This window comes from Prevotella sp. AM34-19LB, assembly GCF_003468525.1.
Taxonomy (GTDB): domain Bacteria; phylum Bacteroidota; class Bacteroidia; order Bacteroidales; family Bacteroidaceae; genus Prevotella.
This window is the reverse complement of the sequence record NZ_QSIG01000017.1, coordinates 48,496-69,638: the sequence shown is the minus strand read 5'-3', so window position 1 is coordinate 69,638 and position 21,143 is coordinate 48,496. Positions and strand designations below refer to the sequence as shown.

14 protein-coding genes and 2 pseudogenes are annotated in these 21,143 nt (G+C 45.5%); 11 read left to right on the top strand and 5 right to left on the bottom strand.

Features of this window, described 5'->3' with window-relative positions:
- Positions 1–618 precede the first annotated feature (618 nt).
- From DW830_RS07190 to priA, 9 genes and pseudogenes are all read left to right on the top strand, one after another.
- Positions 619–1,248: a DUF6088 family protein gene (locus DW830_RS07190; RefSeq protein ID WP_089543958.1), complete on the top strand. Its 630-nt coding sequence runs from the start codon at positions 619–621 to the stop codon at positions 1,246–1,248.
- Positions 1,217–2,233: pseudogene (locus tag DW830_RS07185) on the top strand (nucleotidyl transferase AbiEii/AbiGii toxin family protein). The gene DW830_RS07190 and the pseudogene DW830_RS07185 overlap by 32 nt, the downstream one beginning before the upstream one ends.
- 243 nt (positions 2,234–2,476) lie before the next feature.
- Complete coding sequence (locus tag DW830_RS07180) at positions 2,477–3,412, top strand: type IX secretion system membrane protein PorP/SprF (RefSeq protein WP_233544418.1); 936 nt, start codon at positions 2,477–2,479, stop codon at positions 3,410–3,412.
- 27 nt (positions 3,413–3,439) lie between these two features.
- Positions 3,440–4,900, top strand: a complete 1,461-nt coding sequence (locus DW830_RS07175) for an SUMF1/EgtB/PvdO family nonheme iron enzyme (protein ID WP_119249406.1) — start codon at positions 3,440–3,442, stop codon at positions 4,898–4,900.
- A 5-nt stretch (positions 4,901–4,905) separates the two neighbouring features.
- Positions 4,906–5,631: a gliding motility protein GldL gene (gene gldL, locus DW830_RS07170; protein ID WP_119249400.1), complete on the top strand. Its 726-nt coding sequence runs from the start codon at positions 4,906–4,908 to the stop codon at positions 5,629–5,631.
- A gap of 186 nt (positions 5,632–5,817) precedes the next feature.
- Positions 5,818–6,714, top strand: a pseudogene (gene gldM, locus DW830_RS07165) (gliding motility protein GldM); the annotation flags it as partial.
- Positions 6,715–6,746: 32 nt separating this feature from the next.
- Positions 6,747–7,811, top strand: coding sequence for a gliding motility protein GldN (gene gldN / locus DW830_RS07160; RefSeq protein ID WP_119249398.1), 1,065 nt, complete (start codon positions 6,747–6,749; stop codon positions 7,809–7,811).
- 71 nt (positions 7,812–7,882) lie between these two features.
- Positions 7,883–8,509: a porin family protein gene (locus DW830_RS07155; RefSeq protein ID WP_119249397.1), complete on the top strand. Its 627-nt coding sequence runs from the start codon at positions 7,883–7,885 to the stop codon at positions 8,507–8,509.
- Between the two features lie 172 nt (positions 8,510–8,681).
- Positions 8,682–10,955, top strand: coding sequence for a primosomal protein N' (gene priA, locus DW830_RS07150; RefSeq protein WP_119249396.1), 2,274 nt, complete (start codon positions 8,682–8,684; stop codon positions 10,953–10,955).
- A gap of 83 nt (positions 10,956–11,038) precedes the next feature.
- Here priA and DW830_RS07145 read toward each other — a convergent pair whose 3' ends face one another.
- Both DW830_RS07145 and DW830_RS07140 read right to left on the bottom strand, forming a co-directional pair.
- On the bottom strand, positions 11,039–12,592 hold the full coding sequence (locus tag DW830_RS07145) for an OmpP1/FadL family transporter (RefSeq protein ID WP_119249395.1): 1,554 nt from the start codon (positions 12,590–12,592) through the stop codon (positions 11,039–11,041).
- 193 nt (positions 12,593–12,785) lie between these two features.
- Positions 12,786–14,903 carry an HD family phosphohydrolase gene (locus tag DW830_RS07140; RefSeq protein ID WP_119249394.1) on the bottom strand — a complete coding sequence of 706 codons (2,118 nt, stop codon included), beginning with the start codon at positions 14,901–14,903 and terminating at the stop codon, positions 12,786–12,788.
- Between the two features lie 191 nt (positions 14,904–15,094).
- On the opposite strand from DW830_RS07140, the gene gltX reads away from it, so the two are divergent.
- Both gltX and DW830_RS07130 read left to right on the top strand, forming a co-directional pair.
- Complete coding sequence (gene gltX, locus DW830_RS07135; RefSeq protein ID WP_119249393.1) at positions 15,095–16,612, top strand: glutamate--tRNA ligase; 1,518 nt, start codon at positions 15,095–15,097, stop codon at positions 16,610–16,612.
- Positions 16,613–16,713: 101 nt separating this feature from the next.
- Entirely contained in the window at positions 16,714–18,003 is a 1,290-nt protein-coding gene (locus tag DW830_RS07130; RefSeq protein ID WP_119249405.1) for a 3-deoxy-D-manno-octulosonic acid transferase, read from the top strand.
- A gap of 99 nt (positions 18,004–18,102) precedes the next feature.
- On the opposite strand, the gene DW830_RS07125 is transcribed toward DW830_RS07130, so the two are convergent.
- The 3 genes from DW830_RS07125 to DW830_RS07115 all read right to left on the bottom strand — a co-directional run bounded on the left by DW830_RS07125 (position 18,103) and on the right by DW830_RS07115 (position 21,039).
- Positions 18,103–18,627 (bottom strand): nitroreductase family protein, encoded by a 525-nt coding sequence (locus DW830_RS07125; RefSeq protein WP_118311611.1) that lies wholly within the window; start codon positions 18,625–18,627, stop codon positions 18,103–18,105.
- A 115-nt stretch (positions 18,628–18,742) separates the two neighbouring features.
- Complete coding sequence (locus DW830_RS07120) at positions 18,743–19,945, bottom strand: MalY/PatB family protein (RefSeq protein WP_119249392.1); 1,203 nt, start codon at positions 19,943–19,945, stop codon at positions 18,743–18,745.
- Positions 19,946–20,151: 206 nt separating this feature from the next.
- On the bottom strand, positions 20,152–21,039 hold the full coding sequence (locus tag DW830_RS07115) for a DUF3737 family protein (protein ID WP_119249391.1): 888 nt from the start codon (positions 21,037–21,039) through the stop codon (positions 20,152–20,154).
- Positions 21,040–21,143: the final 104 nt, after the last annotated feature.

Genomic DNA, 21,143 nt, shown 5'->3' with positions numbered 1-21,143 from the left:
CTGTTCAAGACAGACTTTGGTTAAAGACCATGCTTTTCTGGTTAAACCAGCGTATTACCTCAAGTCGCTTTATGGGGTAAGGGGATTTTGTGTCTGCGACATTTCTGTTATGCAAGAAATATGTACAATAAAATGAATTTTGTCGCTTTGCAAGCAAAATCCCACTAAACCCTATAGGTTGCGGATTTGAGGTAAAGAAGGTTACACAAAAGAACAAATAGCGAAACTTATGTTTATAAATGGTCGTCATCGTAAGACTTCTGACTATTCTCTATATTGGCGAGCCGGAAACTCCATTGTCGTGCAGGTCTTGTCCGCAGTCTTTACTGCAATAATCAAGCAGTATCCAGATTCATTCGGAGAATTTGCCTGTATGTCTCCTAAAGAGTGAAAAACTGCCACGAAAAAAGAGTATCAACGTCGATATTATGCCAGTCATAAGGAAGAACTACAACGCAAGAGCTGTGAGTACCACAGACAGCTAAGAGTGAATAAGAATAAGTGATTGTGGAAAATGTTTGCAAAGTTTTCTACATAAAAAAAGTTAATTTAATCAGTGGTATGTTACGCATATCGCTGATTTTTTGTATTTTTGCACCATTAAAGAAAGAAAACGATATGGCAGAAATAGCAAACCGTATATACGAGACAAGTGAAGGGCAGATTCTCTTCATCTCAGACTTCTCGGACATCAATGATAATGAGAAGGTGGTAAGTCGTGCACTTTCTGTAGAAGAAAAAAAGGGAAATATAGTTCGATTAGCTAATGGGGTTTATCTTCGCCCTAAGAATACCCGATTTGGGATAGTCTATCCATCAATAGATGAAATGGTGATGGCTATAGCCCAGCGAGATAAGGTACAAATACAACCTTCAGGAGTTACAGCGCTCAACAAACTTGGACTCTCAACACAGGTGCCTACAAAATATACTTATCTGACATCGGGAAGTGGAAGAGTCTTGACTCTTGGAAATCGGACTATAGAGTTGAAGAGAAGTGTTCCTAAGAACTTTGCTTTTCAGACAGTGTTGGCAGCGCTTCTTGTACAAGCTCTTAGAACATTAGGACAAAAGAATGTAGGTAATCAAGAACTCTCTACCATAAGAAAATTGGTCAATGAAGAGGAACATAAAGACTTGTTTGTACAAGACCTTACTCTCATGCCAGTATGGATGAGAAAGCTGATAACTGATATAATAGATAAAAACGAGCATTATGACACTTTGGTTAAATCACACAATAGATGAACGAATAGCAATGTTGCAACGTGCGGAAGAGAAGTTTCGTATTAATCAGGTTGCAATTGAAAAGGACTGGTGAGTAACTGTGGTGCTCAACGCTCTTTTCAAATGTTCATGTGCAGATCAACTCATCTTTAAGGGAGGTACAAGTCTCAGTAAAGGATGGAATTTGATAGAAAGATTCAGTGAGGATATAGACTTATCTGTAAGCCATGAATTCTTCGGTATAGAGAAGACGACAAAGAATCAGCGTGAAAAACTTCGCAAGAAGGCACGTAGGTATTTTCTTGATACAGTTTCAGCAGAGTTGGATGAAAATCTAAAGAAACTTGGTGTGGAAGGATACCATATAGAAAATGTAGTAGAGGAAATTGATGAGGATGGTAAGGCAAGTCCCGTTGCAAGTGATAAGGATCCGTCTGTCATTCTCGTTCATTATGAGTCTATGCTTGGTCATACGATAGAGTATATTCCGCCAAGAGTTAAGATAGAGATTAGTTGCTTGTCTATGAATGAACCTACGGAAGACCGTTTGATTTCATCATATATTGAGCAGACTTTCCCTGGAGAAGATGCGGCGGCTACAGCTACGGTCAGAACAGTTGTGCCTACTCGAACATTCCTAGAGAAGGCATTCCTGCTATGCGAGGAATTTCAGAAACAGACTCCTCGTCATGTCCGAATGTCTAGACATCTTTATGATCTCGAACGCTTGATGGATACAGGATTTGGCAAACAAGCCCTGCAGGATATTGATTTGTATGAGCGTATAGTTAAGCATCGTTCCATATACTATGCTGTTGGGTATGTAGATTATTCTAAGTTGATGCCTAGTGAGATTGATTTCGTTCCTAGGCAAGAGTTGATGAAGGATTGGGAAGGTGATTATGCAGAGATGTGTAACCACTTTATCTATGGTCAGACTTTATCTTTCGAAAAACTTTTAGAGCGAATCAAGGAGTTGCAAGATAGGTTTAGAAAAGCCTTTTAGCGACTTTTACTCCTTAATAAAATGTTCAATAAAAAAGTTAGAAGGCTATAAGTGTTTGGTATTCAGCCTAATATTCCTCTGGAATGACGACGAATATTAAAAGTCGATGATAGGGCTGTTCTCTATACGGAGAACAGCCTTTTTCATCTTCTTTATGTTCCTTTTCCAGTTTATATTTGCCTGGATGTTCCTACAATCATTACATTATATATAATATTCAGCGACAATTTACGTTATTACATTGTGTTAAGACGAATCATCATATTATGTTTTTTGCTGGCAGGCGTGCTCTGTACGAGAGCGCAGTATGATCCATCCTTCAGTCATTATTTCGACATGGAGTCATCCTTCAATCCTGCAGCAGTGGGTAAGCAGGCAAAACTGAATGTTACGGCTGCTTATGCTCTTGATATGGCTGGCTTCGAACACAATCCCCGTACGATGTATCTGGCAGCTGATATGCCTTTCCTGCTTTTCAATCATCAGCAGGGTGTGGGCGTTTCGCTAATGAATGACCAGATAGGTCTCTTTACCCATCAGCGTCTTAGCCTGCAGTATGCTTATAAAAAGAAGATATGGGGAGGAATGATGAGCTTTGGATTGCAGGGCAGTATGCTGAGTGAGAGTTTTGATGGAAGCAAGGTGGATGCAGAAGAATCGGGCGACCCTGCTTTTGCTACGACAAATGTAGAGGGAAGCGGAATGGATTTTGCCTTGGGTCTCTATTTCATTCATCGTAATTGGTATGTTGGGCTTTCAGGGCAGCATCTTACTTCTACTACGATCAATCTGGGGGATTCAAATGAATTTAAGATTGATGCAACGTATTATTTGACTGGTGGATACAATATTCAACTGAGAAATCCGTTTTTATCTATAAAGTCATCTGCTCTTGTCAGGTATGATGGTACGGCGTGGCGAGGCGATGTTACTGGGCGGCTGGTATATCAGCACGAGGGAAAGCATTTGTATGGTGGACTCACCTACAGTCCTGATCATTCTGTGACCTTTCTATTGGGAGGTACTTTTCATGGGGTAATGCTTGGGTACAGTTATGAGTGCTATACTTCGAAGTTGAATGCGGGCAATGGTAGCCATGAACTCTTCATAGGATACCAGACAGAGATCAGTCTTGCCAAAAAAGGAAAGAACAAACATCAAAGTGTTAGAATACTATAGTATATCATCAAGAATATGAATATAGAAATGAAGAAAATATTAGGACTCTTCTGCTCACTTGTAGCACTGCTCTCCCTGAGTGGCTGTTTTAGTGCCAAATCTACTTCCATGGCAGGTAGAGGAGGAGAAGTTGTGGGCGTAAGCGGAAGAGGGTTCGTGGAGCCTACACCTTACGGAATGGTAAAGGTGAACCGTGGTTTCCTGAAGATGGGTCTTGAGACTCAGGATTCACTATGGGGTGCAAAGACACCCCGTAAGGATGTTTCCGTAGATGGTTTCTGGATGGATGATACTGAGATTACGAACTCTGAGTACAAGCAGTTTGTTGCTTATGTACGCGATTCTATCCTTCGTACCCGTCTTGCCGATCCTGCCTATGCCGGTGATGAGACCTATATGATTACCGAAGACAAGAATGGCGACCCGGTTCCTCCGCAGGTTAACTGGAAGAAGCCTTTGCCAAGAAAGCCGAATGAGGATGAACTGCGTGCGATAGAAAGTCTCTACAATGTGAATCCTGTGACCGGTGAGAAGCTGATTGATTGGCGCCAGCTCAACTATAAGTATGAAATCTATGATTATACTGCAGCAGCCCTTCGCCGTAACCGAATCAATCCGCAGGAGCGCAGTCTGAATACAGATATCCAGATAAATCCTGATGAGGTAGTGATGATTTCGAAGGATACCGCTTATTATGATGATGAGGGTAGAGTGGTGAGAGAGACCATCAACCGCCCGTTGAGCGGTCCGTGGGATTTCCTCAATACTTATATCGTGAATATCTATCCGGATACAACTTGCTGGGTGAATGATTTCCGCAACTCAGATAATGAAACTTATCTGAGAAGCTATTTCAGTAATCCAGCCTACAACGATTATCCTGTTGTGGGTGTCACCTGGGAGCAGGCGAATGCCTTTTGTGCCTGGCGTACCGACTACCTTCTGAAAGGTTTGGGACCGGAGGCAAGATTCGTGCAGCGTTACCGTCTGCCAACAGAGGCAGAATGGGAGTTTGCTGCCAGAGGAAAGAATCAGAGTGAGTTCCCTTGGGACAATGCTGACGTAAAGAATGGAGATGGATGTTTCTATGCCAACTTCAAGCCAGATAGGGGCAACTATACCAAGGATGGTAACCTGATAACGAGTAAGGTGGGTATTTATTCACCCAACTCGAACGGGCTCTATGATATGGCTGGCAATGTGGCGGAATGGACCAGCACCGTTTATACGGAGGCAGGAGTGGATGCGATGAATGATCTGAATCCTGACCTGAAATACAATGCAGCCAAGGAAGATCCATATCGGTTGAAGAAAAAGAGTGTAAGAGGTGGTTCCTGGAAAGATTCGGAATCTTTTATCCGCTCGGCATGGCGCTCTTGGGAATACCAGAACCAGCCACGATCATATATCGGATTCCGCTGCGTAAGAAGTCTGGCTACGACATCGAGTGCCAAGCAGAAACCATCAAGAAATAAGAATAGGAGATAATCAAAATGGGTGACTATAGTAAATATAATATTGTCTATCGTCTGCAGAAGTGGATGGATAGCGTTCCGGGACAAACTTTCCTGAACTATGCATATAGTTGGGGTGCGAGTATCGTTATTGCAGGTACTCTCTTCACGTTGACGCATCTTCCCGGAGCCAAACTGATGATCTTCCTGGGAATGGGCACTGAGATTGTTGTGTTCTTCCTGTCAGCTTTCGACCGTCCTTTCGATAAGACTGCTGATGGCAGAGAGCTTCCTACTCATGTGACGGAGGAATATCTGGAGACGGGTAAGATAGAATATCAGGACAAGAATGTGGCTGCTTCTAACATGGGAGCATCTTCTTCTCCAATTGCTGGTGTTGCCAACCAGGCTTCCCCAATAGTTCAGCCGGATGCCTTGGCAGAAATGCAGGTAGCTTCTGAGGAAATGCAGAAAGTGCAGAGCAGCTATGTGGATGAACTGAAGAATCTGGTAGATACTCTTGGTAAGGTTAATGAGCAGAGCTCCCGTCTGACTCGTGACAGTGAGGAGATGGAAAACCTGAACCGCACGCTTACCGGTATTACCAAGGTTTATGAGATGCAGTTGAAAAGTGCCAGTCAGCAGATTGGTACCATCGACCAGATTAACGAACAGACCCGGAAGATGGCTCAGCAGATAGAGCAACTGAACAGCATCTATGCACGTATGATTGCAGCGATGACCGCAAACTTAAAAGAAAAATAAATGGCAATAAAGAAAAGACCGATTTCACCACGCCAGAAGATGATCAATCTGATGTATGTCGTCTTGATGGCTATGTTGGCACTGAATACTCCTACAGAAGAGGAACTTGGTGTCAAGGGAAAGTCGTTGGTGGAGAAGGTGAAGAGAAGCTTGCAGGATGAACCGCGGAAGGGCGATGATAAGAAGGATGTGAAACTCATGGAACTGAATGTGAGTGAGATGAATGCCTTCGTGATTCCTGAAAAGACGACCCTTTATGCGGGTGAGCGATTCAACTCACAGGTGGTGATGGCGGCTATAGACAGTACCCAGCGCCCTGAGATTTATGTCAATGGCAGTCGGCTTCAGGCTGCTGATGGTAGATATAGCTTTACGGCTGGTGGGGTAGGAGAACATCAGTTTAGTGGCTATATTCTGATGAAAGGTAAGGAGGGTGAGGAAATCCGTCGTGACTTCAGGCAGAAATATACGGTGTTGCCTGTGCCGAATTCAGCTACAGTGGCAGCCGACCTGATGAATGTGCTTTATGCAGGTTATGCCAATCCTATCAGTATCAGTGTGCCAGGTGTTCCGGCGAATGCCATCTCTGCCTCTATGAGTGGTGGCTCGTTCGTATCAAAAGGCAATGGTCATTTCGTGGCGACTCCATCTACCGTTGGCAGGGATGTTACCATTCATGTAACGGCAAGAGATAAGGGACAGGTTCGCTCGCTGCCGCCTTTTGTTTTCCAAGTCAGAAAATTGCCAGATCCTACCGCTTATATCGCAATGGGAACAGACCGATTCAGAGGTGGCGGTTTGGCAAAGGCCAATCTGATGGGTGCCACGGGCATTCATGCAGCCATCGATGATGGACTTCTGGATATTCCTTTCAAGGTCGTAGGTTTCGAAACAGTCTTCTTCGACAATATGGGTAATGCCATTCCGCTGGCTTCTGCTGGAGCCAGTTTCTCGGACAGACAGCGTGAGGAGTTCAGAAAGCTGTATCGCAACCGTCGTTTCTACATCTCTCATATCAGAGCTGTAGGTCCCGACGGCATCATGCGAACCCTGCCTTCGGCAATGGAAGTTATCGTAAAGTAATAACGGAGTTTCAAATTTAAAAATCAAAGTCAATGAAAAAGATATTGTTCTTGTTCCTGCTCTTGGGAATGGTGCAGGGCATCTGGGCACAACCTGAGGCCCGCAGGCAGGCGGCAGCACAGAAGAAAGCAGCGCAGCAGAATGGCGATACTCCAACCCTGCGTGCGCAGCTCTCCTTTCCTACTGCTCTCCCGATGGATGAGGACGTGGTTTGGAGAAGAGATATCTACCGTGAACTGGATCTCAACAACGAAGCCAATGCTGCGCTTTATTATCCTGTAGAGCCGAAGGGAAATCAGATGAATCTCTTTACCACCATCTTCAGGTTGATGATGACGGGAAAGATTACCGTATTCCAATACCGAATGGATGGTAATGAGAGTTTTGCCGCTGCCGACCGGGTGGATCCGAAGTCTTTCCTGGATAACTATCATATCTACTACGAGAAGCAGGCCAATGGTAGAATCAAGTTAGACAACAGCGATATTCCTTCGCGTGAGGTGAAATCGTATTATATCAAGGAAAGCAGTTTCTTCGACCAGCGTTCAGCTACCTTCCATACCAAGGTATTGGCGCTTTGCCCTATCATGACCCGTGAGGATGACTTTGGAGACGGTGGAACCAAGTATCCCCTCTTTTGGGTGAAATATGATGATCTGGCTCCTTATCTCACCCGACAGCAGGTGATGACTAGCAATCTGAACAATGCCGTGGTGATGAGCATTGATGATTACTTTGCCAGAAATCAGTATAAGGGTAAGATTTACAAGACCAATAATCTGTTGGGACAAACCCTTTCTCAATACTGTACCACGGATTCTGCCATGACAAAGGAGCAGAAACGTATCGAGGCAGAACTGGTTGCCTTTGAGAAGAATATCTGGGGCAATCAGGCACGAAAGGATTCGCTGGACAGCATTGCCCATGCTGCAAAGGATGTAAAGGGTAGTGTAAGGAAGAATCGCCGAAGCACAGGATTGCGTGGCGCATCTGCCAATACTGGCAAGGTTTCCCGTGTCAAGACAAAGCAGGCTAAAAATAGAACCTCTTCTGCCAGCGGTTCGGCTAGAGTCACGGTGCGAAGAGAGCGCCATTAAGTAAAAGAGATGTTGTATTCAACATATAATGTGAACATATTGAATTAGTAACAATTTAAAAAGGTAAAAAAATGAAGAAGATTTTATCACTTGTATTCATGGTGGCTGCAATGATGTATGCTACTAGCGCAAACGCTCAGATTAAGTTCGGTTTGAAGGGTGGTTTGAACGTGACAAGCATGTCTTTCAGCGAAGATGTATTTGATGCTTCCAACAAGACTGGTTTCTTTGTTGGTCCTATGGTGAAGGTTACTGTACCTATCGTAGGCTTGAGCTTCGATGCTGCAGCTTTGTACGACCAGAAAGAGGCTGACGTTAAGTATAATATTGATGATGAATTTGGAAAGACTAATGTGAAACAGCAGTCTATCAATATTCCTGTCAACGTACGTTACGGCTTTGGCTTGAGCAGCCTGGCTAACGTTTTTCTCTTTGCTGGTCCACAGTGGGGCTTCAATGTGGGTGACAAGAACTTTGATTTGGAAAAGGTGGGCAACTACTCTTTGAAGAAGTCAAACTTCAGCGTAAACGTAGGTGCTGGTGTAACCTTGCTGAGCCATCTTCAGATATCTGCCAACTATAATATCGCTTGTGGCAAGTCGGCTGATGCTAGCTTCTCCAAGGCTTTTGATGCTGTTACAAAAGCTGACAAGAGCCGTAACAACTCTTGGCAGATTGCACTCGGCTACTGGTTCTAAGCTACTGTAGCCTGTATCTCTCCGAGTAGATACATTAAAATATATAAAAGCAGGTACCTGATGATGGGTATCTGCTTTTTTTTTGCTATCTTTGCAGAACGAATGTTTGGAAAGAACAGTTAGATAGCTGTTTCATACGATAAACATTCAGAAGAATTAGAAGATAGAAACAATGAGATATGTAGATGTGATATTGCCTCTTCCGCTCGACGGCACCTTTACTTATTCTATCCCCGAAGGGATGGAAGAGAAAGTCGTGGCAGGTATGCGAGTGCTCGTTCCCTTAGGAAAAAGCAAGAAGTATATTGCCATGGTAGCGGATGTACATTCCAAAAAGCCGGATTTCAACTGTAAGCCGATAGAGGCAGTTCTTGATTCCTACCCCTCTCTCCTTCCCCAGCAATATCGCCTTTGGCAATGGATCAGCGATTACTATATGTCTCCTCTTGGCGATGTATATAATGCAGCTATGCCTGCCGGAATGAAATCAACAGAGAAATTCAAGCCCAAGATGGAACTCTATGTGGAGTTGGCTAGCAGTTATCGCAATGAACAGGCTCTGCACGTGGCACTCAATATGGTGCAGCGTGCCCTGAAGCAATCGAAGGCTTTGACTACCTTCCTGGCTCTTTCTCATTGGGATAGTCTGGAGGGAGATACGCCTAGAGAAGGTATCAAGAAGGTGACGAAGGAAGAGCTGATGAACGAGGCAAGATGCACGGCGGCTGTAGTCAAGGCGCTCATCGACAGAGGCATCCTCTTTACCTACGAGTTGGAAGTGAGTAGATTGAATACGGCTGGAGAATCGCATCTTGACCAGATCAAGCCGTTATCTATGCCGCAGCAGGATGCTTACAATCAGATACTGATGCAGATGCTGAAGAAAAACGTAGTGCTTCTGCATGGTGTAACCTCCAGCGGAAAGACGGAAATCTACATCCATCTCATCAAAAAAGCCATCGAGGAACACAAGCAGGTGCTCTATCTGCTGCCCGAAATCGCCCTGACGGTTCAGATTATGGAGCGACTGCACAAAGTCTTTGGCGACCGGCTCGGTATCTATCATTCTAAATATAGTGATGCTGAACGCGTGGAAATCTGGCAGAAACAACTCTCCGGACATCCCTATGATGTTATCCTGGGAGCTAGAAGCGCAGTCTTTCTGCCTTTCCAGGAACTGGGACTTGTCATCATCGATGAAGAGCACGAGACCTCTTTCAAGCAGCAGGATCCGGCTCCACGCTATCATGCCCGCAGTGCAGCCATCGTGCTTGCCAATATGTATCCGGAGGCAAAGGTGCTTCTGGGAACGGCTACCCCTTCGATGGAAAGCTATTACAATGCCCAGCAGGGTAAGTATGGATTGGTAGAACTGAAGACCCGATACAAGGATATACAGTTGCCAGGGATACAGGTGGTGGATGTGAAAGACCTTCGCCATAGAAAGATGATGACGGGTGCTTATTCGCCACAGCTCTTAGCTGCGGTGAGGGAGGCTTTGAAGAATGGAGAGCAGGCTATCCTCTTCCAGAACCGAAGAGGATTTGCGCCGATGATAGAATGTAAGGTGTGCGGATGGGTGCCGAAATGCAAGAACTGTGATGTTTCGCTTACCCTGCATAAGAGTATCAATCTCCTTACCTGCCATTACTGCGGTTATACCTATCCCGTCCCAACGGAATGCCCGAACTGTGGAAGTACAGAGTTGATGGGCAGGGGAATAGGAACAGAGCGCATCGAAGACCAGATTTCCGAGATCTTTCCAGAAGCCCGCATCGCCCGAATGGACTTAGACACAACCCGTACCCGAAATGCCTACGAGCGACTGATCTCCGATTTCTCTTCGGGAAAGACGAATCTTCTGATAGGTACGCAGATGATTTCCAAGGGGCTGGATTTCGATAAAGTGAGTGTAGTAGGTATCTTGAATGCTGATTCGATGCTCAACTATCCTGATTTCCGAGCTTATGAGCACGCTTTCATGATGATGGCGCAGGTGAGTGGAAGAGCCGGAAGAAAGGGCAAACGGGGACTCGTGATTCTGCAGACCAAGAATCCGACACTGCCTATCATCAGTCAGGTAGTACACAATGACTATGATTCTCTTTTCAAGGGAATTCTGGAGGAGAGAAGAATGTTTCATTATCCGCCTTTCTTCCATCTTATCAATGTGTTCCTGAAGCACAAGCACGAAAAAATCTGCCAGCAGGCAAGTCTGGAATTGGGCAAGACGCTGAGAGGATGGTTTGGTGAACGTGTACTCGGACCGGATAAGCCGGCTGTAGCACGTGTAAAGACAATGAATATCCGCAAGATTGTTATCAAGCTGGAGAATGGTATCGACCAGAAGAAGGTGCGCGAATATCTGAAATATGCCCAGCAGATGATGGCAAAAGATCCGAGGTATGGAGCTTTGCAGATATATTATGATGTGGACCCGATGTAATGGAAAAGGCTATCCTGCATGATGCGGGATAGCCTTTATAATTGTAGTTATGTTTTTTCTTTTGAAAAGAAGGTGGATTCTTTTTAGAAATTGATGTCAAGACCAACGGCAAACACATTGTTGTTACGTGTGTAGTCTGAGTTGTAGTTGATGCTCTGGTTTGCACTGAGCTGAACTTTCTCTGAAGTCTTCTTGTGCTGATAGAAGGTGTGGAAGTAAGCCACGTTCAGATCCATCTTCTTGTTGATGTGATAAACACCACCGACGGCTGCAGAGTTAGAACCAACAACGAAAGACTTGTCGTCCATATACTCATCGCTCAAGCCATAGTTAGTGTTCTGCCAACCTGTACTCAAGGTAATTTTCTTGTTGACATCCACCTCAACACCTGCGTTGTACTCCAAGGTACCGCGGTCCAACTTCTCCTGACGATTGTTGTATGATGTAGCGTGTTTGTCATCAAACCAGTGGAAACCAACGTTTACGCGTACGGCATTTACAGGGCTGTAACCTACACCGAGTGCCAGGTAAGCAGGAATATCGCCTGCAATCTTCTTACCATCCTCGTATTCACCGATAGCCTTTTCAAGCTTGGCATCGAACTGAGTCTTCAACTGTCCCATGGCTCCCTGAATAACTGGGTTGCCGATGATGGCATCTGCTGCAGCCTCTGGTACGCCATTAGTAATGTAAGCATTGCGGAGGTTGTCTGGAAGGTTACCGATACTTGGGACCTGGTTTACAGACTTGTTCTTCAGGCGGATACGAGTCTTGAACTCATACTTGGCAGCGAAGTTCCACTTGCCAGTCTTGAAATCCACGCCGATGATAGGAGTGAAGCCCACACCGCTCTGGTCACAGCTCAACTCGATGTTAGCTGCTGTTTCCTTGGTAGGGTCGAGTACCATATAGAGAGGCATTGCGCCAACCTTGATGTTCTCTACATATCCATAATAGTTGGTAGAAGCATAGACACCACGTACGCCTGCGAATGCACTGAAGTTGTCGCTGAACTTATAAGCGGCACCCAGAGAGAGACCATAGTAGTACTGGCGACCATGCATATAACTGTTGTAGCTATACTTGCCTTCCTTACCGAAACTCTTGTCGCTAGTGAAAACAGCTGGTACACCATACTGGGCTGCTACCTGATCAACGGCACCTGCCAACTGGCAAGCTGCCAAAGCTGTCTCGGCAACAATCTTCTCGAAAGAGCCCAGTCCATCGTCGAAAGTACACTTTCCGCCGCCACCAGTGAGGGCGAAGCCAGCCTGGAGAGACCATTTGCCTTTATTATAAGCATACTGGAAAGAAGGGATAACAGGTGCAAGCGCCTTACCCTTGAACTCGCGTGGAGTAATAGGATTGTTCACATTGTTAGTGAACAATGGATAATCATTTTCAATGCTACGTGTCTGGTAAGCCAACTGCCAGTTGATGGCAAGATGCTTTCCTTCACCCATGAATACAACGCCGGCTGGATTGTAGTAAACGCCGTCAATACCAATTGAAGCCTCACGGCTCATCATTCTGTTGAATGCAACGTGCTGATTGGTGTTAGTGAGCAAACCACCTGCAAAAGAAGGTGCTGCACAAGCCATCGCAATGGCTAAACTAACTAATTTTAGTTTCTTCATCTTAATAATATTAAATAAAAACGTCCGCAAAGGTAACTATAATGTTCTATTTTGCCTTAATACTAAGAAGATATTTAATGTATATTAACGTAATTAGCCCAAGAATCTGCACAGACTTTAAGTTTTGCGCAGGTTCTTGGGCTAAATGAGAACTTTTATTGTAAGTTTAGAAACCTTGAAAAGTGGGTTGTTTTTATGGCTTTTGTGAGTCGGTTTCAGCTTGAGGAGCTTCTTCCTCCTTTTTCATACTTTGGTTCTCCTTCACATTCATGTGAGGATAGGAGATGCGTGTATGGTAAATTGCCTTCAGACGATCGATAAGCACCAGTTTGGCAAGTGCAATGTCACGGAAGGTAATCGGGCATTCCTTGAAGAATCCATCTGCTACCTGCCCATCGATGAGCTTGTTAACCAGATTACTGATACTTTCCTCTGTGTATTCATTCAGTGAGCGGGAGGCTGCTTCTACCGTATCCGCCATCATCAGGATAGCCTGCTCTCGGGTGAACGGATTGGGTCCCGGATATTGGAACTGCGACTTATCGACCACTTCTGTAGGGTGGGCATTGCAATAGTTTACATAGAAGAATTTGGCTATACCCGTGCCGTGATGAGTGGTGATGAAGTCCTTGATGATACCCGGCAAACCTACCTTTTCTGCCATCTTCAGTCCTTCTGTTACGTGACTGATGATGATCTGGGCACTTTCCAGGTCACTCAGCTGGTCGTGTGGATTCACTCCAGCCTGGTTCTCCGTAAAGAATACCGGGTTTGTCATCTTGCCGATATCGTGATAGAGTGCTCCGGTACGTACCAGCAGACTGTTTGCCTCGATACGGTTGGCTATCTCCGCTGCCAGATTACCTACGGTGATGGAGTGCTGGAATGTACCAGGAGCAATCTCGCTCAGGTTGCGCAACAGCCCCTTGTTGGTGTTGGACAACTCGAAGAGTGTGACATTAGAAGTGAAACCAAACGTCTTCTCGATGATGTACATCAGTGGATAGGCGAGCAGCAGGAAGATTCCATTGATGGTGGAATAGGTGTACATGCTGCGGTCGATATTGAACACTTGGTTGTCTTGCATCAGCTGGAGGGCCACATATACCACGGTGGTACTGATGGCAACCAGGAGGGCTGTGAAGAAAATCTGCGAGCGCTTGGATAATTCGCGCAGACTGTAAATCGCAACCAAGCCGGAAACCAGCTGCACGATGATGAATTCATATTGGTATCTCACAGCTGCCGCACAGATGAGAATCATCGTGGCATGCGTGATGAAAGCCGTTCGTGAATCCATAAAGACGCGCACAAAGATAGGCGCCATGGCAAATGGGATGATATATACGCTGAAGAAATTGTGCTTCATGATGAGTGACACGAAGATAGGGAACAGCGTAATCATCGCATAGAGCATGGTGATGCTGCGTGGCTTGTCGAAGTAGTCTTTACGGAAGAGCGTGAGATAGAAGGTAAACATCATCACGAGGAGCAGTACGAAGAGTGCCTGGCCGATGATGGTAGTGGTAAGCTCGTCCTCCGTAGAACTTCGGCGCTTCGTCTCCTTGTCGAAAGAGTTAAGTACTCGGTAAGTATAGTCATTGATTACTTCGCCTCGGTCGATGATCTTCTGTCCACTCATCACCATTCCGCTGGCTAGCGGAATGCTACTCAGCAAGTCTGTTCGTTCAGCCTCCGAGCGTTCCTTATCATATATAAGGTTGGGTTCCACATAGTCGTTGAGATTGCAGCGGGAGAGAATCTGCCGCTGTGCTGATATCTTCTCATCAAAGAAGATGTGCTCATAGGCGGCAATGGTAGAGTAGAAGTTACCGATAGGAAAGCTCTTGGCATTCTTGCCGCTGATGATGCGTATCATACTGGTAGAATCCTTGTAGATACGGTTATATTCAGGCGTGCTGACAATGCCCGTCTGATAAACCTGCTTCAGCTGGTTGGCTATGAGTTCCACGTATTCCTTCGGAAGTCCTGGAATTCCCTGATTGAAGTCGTGGAGAAAACGCTTGATCTGTTCATTGCCGACATTGGATTTCACAGTGTAGTACGGTTGGAACTGCCGTAGCAGCGAATCCTGCTCGTGCTTGATGGCTTCATCGGTCTTGTAGATCGGGAAGTCGAAGGTGGCAATTACAGAACCGTACATCCAAGGTTTTCCCACGTCGTAACGGAACTGTCTGCCCTCATTGCGTGGCAAAAACCAGACAATGATGGAAACTGTAAAGATAACGAGAATGGTCTTGGTGATCAGGTTGCGCCAATAATTCTCCTCGGGATTGTTGAATATACTCATGTTTGTTACGCTTTATGGTTTGTGACGTTTTTGGGCTAAAAAGCTGCTCATTTTCCCAAATATTGAGCAAAAAAGCATCTTTTCTCCCATTAATTCCTTTTTACAGTGCGAAAATACGAAAAAAAACTATTATAATCGCAAAAAAAACTGTAAATTTGCAGAAAAATTCAAAAATAGCTATAAAATAAGACATGGCAGATAGAAAAGTAAGAGTGCGTTTTGCCCCAAGTCCAACGGGAGCACTGCACATTGGTGGTGTCCGTACCGCCCTTTATAATTATTTGTTTGCTCGCCAGCATGGTGGTGAGCTTGTGTTCCGTATCGAGGATACAGACTCTCATCGTTTCGTACCAGGAGCCGAGGAATATATCCTGGAATCTTTCAAGTGGCTCGGTATCCAGTTTGATGAGGGTGTGAGTTTCGGTGGCGAGCATGGTCCTTATCGTCAGAGCGAGCGTCGTGATATCTATAAGAAATATGTACAGCAGCTTTTGGACAATGGTAAGGCATACATCGCTTTCGATACTCCAGAGGAGCTGGAAGCTAAGCGTGCTGAGATTCAGAATTTCCAGTACGATGCTCATACCCGTATGCAGATGCGCAACTCTCTCACCCTTTCCAAGGAGGAGGTAGATCAGCTCATCGCAGACGGTAAGCAATATACCGTGCGTTTCAAGATTGAACCAGGACAGGAGATTCATGTCAACGATATGATTCGTGGCGACGTGAAGGTGATGAGTGATATCCTGGATGACAAGGTGCTCTATAAGAGTGCTGATGAATTGCCAACTTACCACTTGGCAAACATCGTGGACGACCACCTGATGGAAATCTCTCACGTGATTCGTGGTGAGGAGTGGTTGCCTAGTGCCCCATTACACGTTCTTCTTTATCAGGCATTTGGTTGGGAAGATACCATGCCTCGCTTCGCCCACCTTCCTCTGCTTCTCAAGCCAGAGGGTAAGGGTAAGTTGAGCAAGCGCGATGGTGACCGCCTCGGTTTCCCTGTATTCCCATTGGAGTGGCACGATCCTAAGACCGGTGAGGTTTCTTCAGGTTATCGTGAGAGTGGCTATTTCCCAGAGGCAGTAGTCAACTTCCTGGCGCTCCTCGGTTGGAACCCTGGTACAGAGCAGGAAATCTTCTCTCTCGATGAGTTGGTGAAGGCTTTTGATATCTCCCGCTGTTCCAAGGCTGGTGCCAAGTTCGACTTCAAGAAGGGTATCTGGTTCAACCACGAGTACATTCTCATGAAGAGTGATGATGAGATTGCCAACCTCTTTGCACCAATCGTAGCCAACAATGGTGTAGAGGAGACTTTGGATAGAGTAAAGCAGGTGGTACACATGATGAAGGATCGTGTGAACTTCGTCTATGAGTTGTGGCCATTGTGCTCATTCTTCTTCCTCCCTCCTACAGAGTATGATGCCAAGACAGCCAAGAAACGCTGGAAGGAGTACTCTGCACAGCAGATGACTGAACTCGCTGAGGTTCTTGAGGGCATCGAGGACTTCTCTATCGAGGGTCAGGAGCCTGTCGTATTGAAGTGGGTAGAGGATAAGGGTTACAAGCTCGGTGATGTGATGAATGCTTTCCGTCTGACTCTCGTAGGAGAGGGCAAGGGACCAGGTATGTTCGACATCTCTGCCTTCCTCGGTAAGGAGGAGACTTTGCGTCGCCTTCGCAAGGCTATCGAAGTTTTGGGTTAATTCACAATAAACATCTCTCTGAGGAACTTTCGCCGTCGGGCTGAATGTTTCTCAGAGAGTTCACGTATTTATAGATACTAACCAATAAAAGTAATATCATGATCTATAATATCGTAATATATTTCGTCCTGTTGGGTATTGCCATCGCCAGTCTGTTTAATGAAAAAGTACGCAAAATGTGGCGTGGTGAGCGTGAGGCTTTCAAGATATTGAAGCAAAAGGTGGATCCTAATGCTAAGTACATTTGGTTTCATGCGGCTTCGCTCGGCGAGTTTGAGCAGGGACGTCCATTGATGGAGCAAATCCGCAAGGAATATCCTCAGTATAAGATTTTGCTCACCTTTTATTCTCCTTCGGGTTATGAGGTGCGCAAGAACTATGAGGGTGCCGACATTATCTGCTATATGCCAGTGGATACCCGTCTGAATGCCATCCGTTTCCTTCGCCTGGTACGCCCTGTGATGGCTTTCTTCATCAAGTATGAGTTCTGGTCTAATTTCCTTCATATTCTTATGCATCGCAACATTCCTACCTATAGTGTGAGCAGTATCTTCCGCGAGGATCAGGTATTCTTCAAGTGGTACGGCAGGAGTTATGCAAATGTACTGAAGTGTTTTACCCGTTTCTTCGTGCAGAACGAGGAGAGCAAACGATTGCTCGAAAGCATCGGCATCAAGGATGTGGATGTGGTAGGAGATACTCGTTTCGACCGTGTGCTCCAGATCAAGGAGGCTGCAAAGCGCTTGCCTATCTGCGAAGCTTTCAGAAGTGGGGTGGCTGGTTCGGCAGAAAAAGCTTCGGTTTCTTCTGATGTTTCTTCTGAAAAAGCATCTCGTCCGGATTATAAGGTCTTCGTGGCTGGTAGTTCATGGCCTCCTGATGAGGAAATCTTTATCCGTTTCTTCAATGAGCATAAGAATTGGCGACTGTTGATTGCTCCTCATGTGATTGCTGAGGAACATCTGAAGTTGATTCTTTCTCTCTTGAGGGATAAGAAGGTAGTACGTTATACTCAGACTACGCCAGAAGAAGCAGCCAAGGCTGATGTGTTGATTATTGATTGCTTCGGATTGCTGAGCAGTATGTATAACTATGGAGATGTGGCTTATGTCGGCGGCGGATTTGGTGTCGGCATTCATAATACTCTGGAAGCTGCTGTATGGAATATGCCGGTTATCTTCGGTCCAAACAACAAGAAGTTCCAGGAGGCTCAGGGCTTGCTGAAATCGGGTGGCGGTTTCGAAATCAATACCTACGAGGATTTCGAGGGCTTGATGAAGTCGCTGATGAATGACGAAGCTTTCCTGAAGCAGGCTGGCGATGAGGCTGGTGCTTTCGTAGCGAGCCTTTCGGGAGCCACAGACAAGGTTTTGGCCAAGGTTACATTATAATATATAAAAGGTCTCATGGTTTTTGAAAATCATGAGACCTTTTTTGATGTTTGGCATAGAATTCTATTTGTTTTATTCCATGCTTGTATTATGCTTTTTCTATTTGATGATGCGGTAGTAATCCTCCTTGCGAGGCTTTACGGTATGAGGATGTGCAGATGCATAACCCAATGCCAGGGCTCCTACTCCCATCAAACCTTCAGGAAGATTCCAGTCCTTCATCAGCTTCTTGCCTTCTTCTGATGCGAACATGCCATCTTCACGGTTGATCCAGCAGGAAGAAAGACCGATGGAGTGGGCTGCAAGCATCATATTGCCTAGGATGAGGCTGCCGTCTTTTACTCCGTTTACATTACTTTCTGGTGCCAGGACGATGACGATGGTTGGCGCTCCGTAGTAAGGATCACTCTCCACACCCATGATGTCTGCGTTCATCTTGCGAAGCTGGGCGCAAACCTCAGGATTCTGAACTGCTATGATGAATGGCTCCTGTGTGCCATGACCGGTAGCAGCCCAAGTGCCAGCTTCCAAAACTGTCTTTAATTCCTCGTCGGTAATCTGGTCAGCCTTGAATCGACGAATGCTTCTTCTCTCCTTGATGGCTTTTAAAACTTCATTTTCCATATTATCTTGTTTTAAACATTGTATTTAGAATTCTTTTCTCTTTATTTGCTCTTTACGCAGGATATCCGCTCTTTTATGCAGGATATCCGCTCTTTTATGCAGGACATCCGCTCTTTTATGCAGGACATCCGCTCAAATCCTCCTCGTCCATATACTGGCTGAGAACTCGTGCGATGCGAATCAAACCCTGCATCAGGGTCTTGCGAGGACAGGCGATGTTGAGGCGCAGGTAGCCTTGACCAGCCTTTCTGCCATACATCGTACCGCTGTTGACGAACACCTTGCCGTCATTCATCAGTTTCTCGTAAGCCTCGTCGCTAGATAATTCGAATGGTAGAATGTCGAGCCAAACAAGGTAAGTACCTTCCAGGCGGGTTACGCGAACCTGCGGCAATTCGGTATTGAAGAATTCCTTTACAGCCTGATAGTTTTCGTAGAGATACTGGTTCAGTTCGTCGAGCCATTCCTCACCCTCGTTGTAGGCAGCCTGGAGAGCGATGATGCCGAAGGGATTGACATCACATACCTCGTTGATGTTGATGGCACGGTTGATGCGGCGGCGCAATGCTGCATCCGGACAGATGATGTTGGCTATCTGGAGCCCGGCAATATTGAATGACTTTGAAGGTGAGTTCAGTACCACGCAGTTGTCGCGGCAAGCTTCGCTGATGCTGGCAAATGGAGTGTAGTGATAGCCAGGCATGACGAGTTCGCAGTGAATTTCATCGGCAATGATCTTCACATTATGCTTGAGACAGATGTCGTTCATTCGCTCCAGTTCCTCTTTCTTCCATACTCTTCCGGCTGGGTTGTGAGGGTTGCAGAGAATGAAGGCGGTGGTCTTCTCATCGGCACACTTGCGCTCGAAATCCTCAAAATCGATTTCGTAGGTGCAGTTGCCCACACGCTTCAATTCATTTTCCACTACTTCGCAGCCGCTATTGGTAATGCATGAGAAGAAGCAGTTGTACACTGGAGTCTGCACCAAAACCTTCTCGCCTGGCATACAGATAGCCTTTAGGCTGCAGGAGATAGCTGGTACTACACCCGAAGTATAGAGAATCCAGTCTTTCTCTATCTTCCACTGGTGGCGGCGGGAAAACCAGTTGATGATTGCCTCGTAGTAAGAATCTGGTACTAGGGTGTAGCCGAAGATACCGTGAGCAACACGCTTCTGCAGAGCTTCAATGATGCAGGGAGCTGTCTGGAAATCCATGTCTGCTACCCACATCGGAATAACGCCGTCTTCCTTTACCAGATCCCATTTATAGGAATTGGTACCGCGACGTTCGATGATTTCATCAAAATTGTATTTCATATTTGTTTTCTATCTATGTTATTTCTTCATTGCCCGTAGGATAAATCTCTTTTTCCTTTATCAAAATCTCCGTTCACAAGTGTTGAACTTATGTTCAGCACTGTTGAACATAAGTTCAACACTGTTGAATGTAAGTTCAGAACTTATGAACAGAGATTTCTCCTAATACTAAGAACATTTCTCCTTAATGGCAATGCTTATTTTGTTTAAGGGAATACAGAATTGCAATGAATGCTTCTGCTATTTCGAATGGTCGATGATTTCACATGCTCCCTTAGGTGCTTGGCAAACTCTGTGTAGGTTACGCTTCCCACTTCGTCTGCCTCGATTCTTCCGGAAATAGGGTTCTTGATATTGGTGATGCTTCCCTTGATGTGTGCATTGATGTTCATGCAATCCTCAAAGGCGCGGTCGCATTCCTTATCAAATGTGCAGTCTTCGAGTGTGACGTGGTCCATATAGCAGAGTGGCTGCTCGCCGCTGATGTGGCAACGTACGAACTTGATGTTCTTGCTGTGCCAGGCAAGATACTCGCCATTCAGTTCTGAATCATAAACGGTCACATTCTCGCACTCCCAGAAACTATCCTTGGTAGTTATCTTGGCATGGTGAATCTCCACGTTGCTGCAGTATTGGAATACATACTTGGAGTCGCTCTCCAGTCCATCTACATAAATGTTCTTGGAAAACATGAATGGATAGGTGCCATCGTGAAGCTTTACGTTCTTCAGTTTCAGACCATCTATCTTCCAGAAAGTCTCGTCTGCATCCGTGATGTTGACGTTTTCCAATTCTAGGTTCTTCATTTCGCGGAAGAACTTAGGACCATCGATGGTGCAGTCTTTCATCACCATATTATCACTATACCAGATGGCGGAACGGCTCTCTGGGGCGAAGTAGCAGTCTGTGATGAGGGAGCCATCCACATGCCACCAAGGGTATTTGCCATAAAACTTGGAATGGTGGCATTCTATGTTCTTGCAGCACTTGATGCCCGACTCGCCATCTGTAATTGTGATGTCCTCCAGGCGTACATCGTGAGCACCAAAGAGAGGGCGCTCGCCTCCGAATGATTTGTTCTTTATCTGTTCCATAATTTTCTATTATCCTTTCTTATTTGTTATTTCTGTTTGCAAAATTACAAAAATAATGCCAAAGTCGTATAACCCGATTTACAGAAAAGTGTAACTTTATGGCG

Bases quoted from the DNA above. Each gene is read 5' to 3' on its own strand.
- DW830_RS07190 (WP_089543958.1), top strand. From the start codon at position 619: ATGGCAGAAATAGCAAACCGTATATACGAGACAAGTGAAGGGCAGATT.
- DW830_RS07175 (WP_119249406.1), top strand. From the start codon at position 3,440: ATGAAGAAAATATTAGGACTCTTCTGCTCACTTGTAGCACTGCTCTCC.
- gldL (WP_119249400.1), top strand. From the start codon at position 4,906: ATGGGTGACTATAGTAAATATAATATTGTCTATCGTCTGCAGAAGTGG.
- gldN (WP_119249398.1), top strand. From the start codon at position 6,747: ATGAAAAAGATATTGTTCTTGTTCCTGCTCTTGGGAATGGTGCAGGGC.
- DW830_RS07155 (WP_119249397.1), top strand. From the start codon at position 7,883: ATGAAGAAGATTTTATCACTTGTATTCATGGTGGCTGCAATGATGTAT.
- priA (WP_119249396.1), top strand. From the start codon at position 8,682: ATGAGATATGTAGATGTGATATTGCCTCTTCCGCTCGACGGCACCTTT.
- DW830_RS07145 (WP_119249395.1), bottom strand. From the start codon at position 12,592: ATGAAGAAACTAAAATTAGTTAGTTTAGCCATTGCGATGGCTTGTGCA.
- DW830_RS07140 (WP_119249394.1), bottom strand. From the start codon at position 14,903: ATGAGTATATTCAACAATCCCGAGGAGAATTATTGGCGCAACCTGATC.
- gltX (WP_119249393.1), top strand. From the start codon at position 15,095: ATGGCAGATAGAAAAGTAAGAGTGCGTTTTGCCCCAAGTCCAACGGGA.
- DW830_RS07125 (WP_118311611.1), bottom strand. From the start codon at position 18,627: ATGGAAAATGAAGTTTTAAAAGCCATCAAGGAGAGAAGAAGCATTCGT.
- DW830_RS07120 (WP_119249392.1), bottom strand. From the start codon at position 19,945: ATGAAATACAATTTTGATGAAATCATCGAACGTCGCGGTACCAATTCC.
- DW830_RS07115 (WP_119249391.1), bottom strand. From the start codon at position 21,039: ATGGAACAGATAAAGAACAAATCATTCGGAGGCGAGCGCCCTCTCTTT.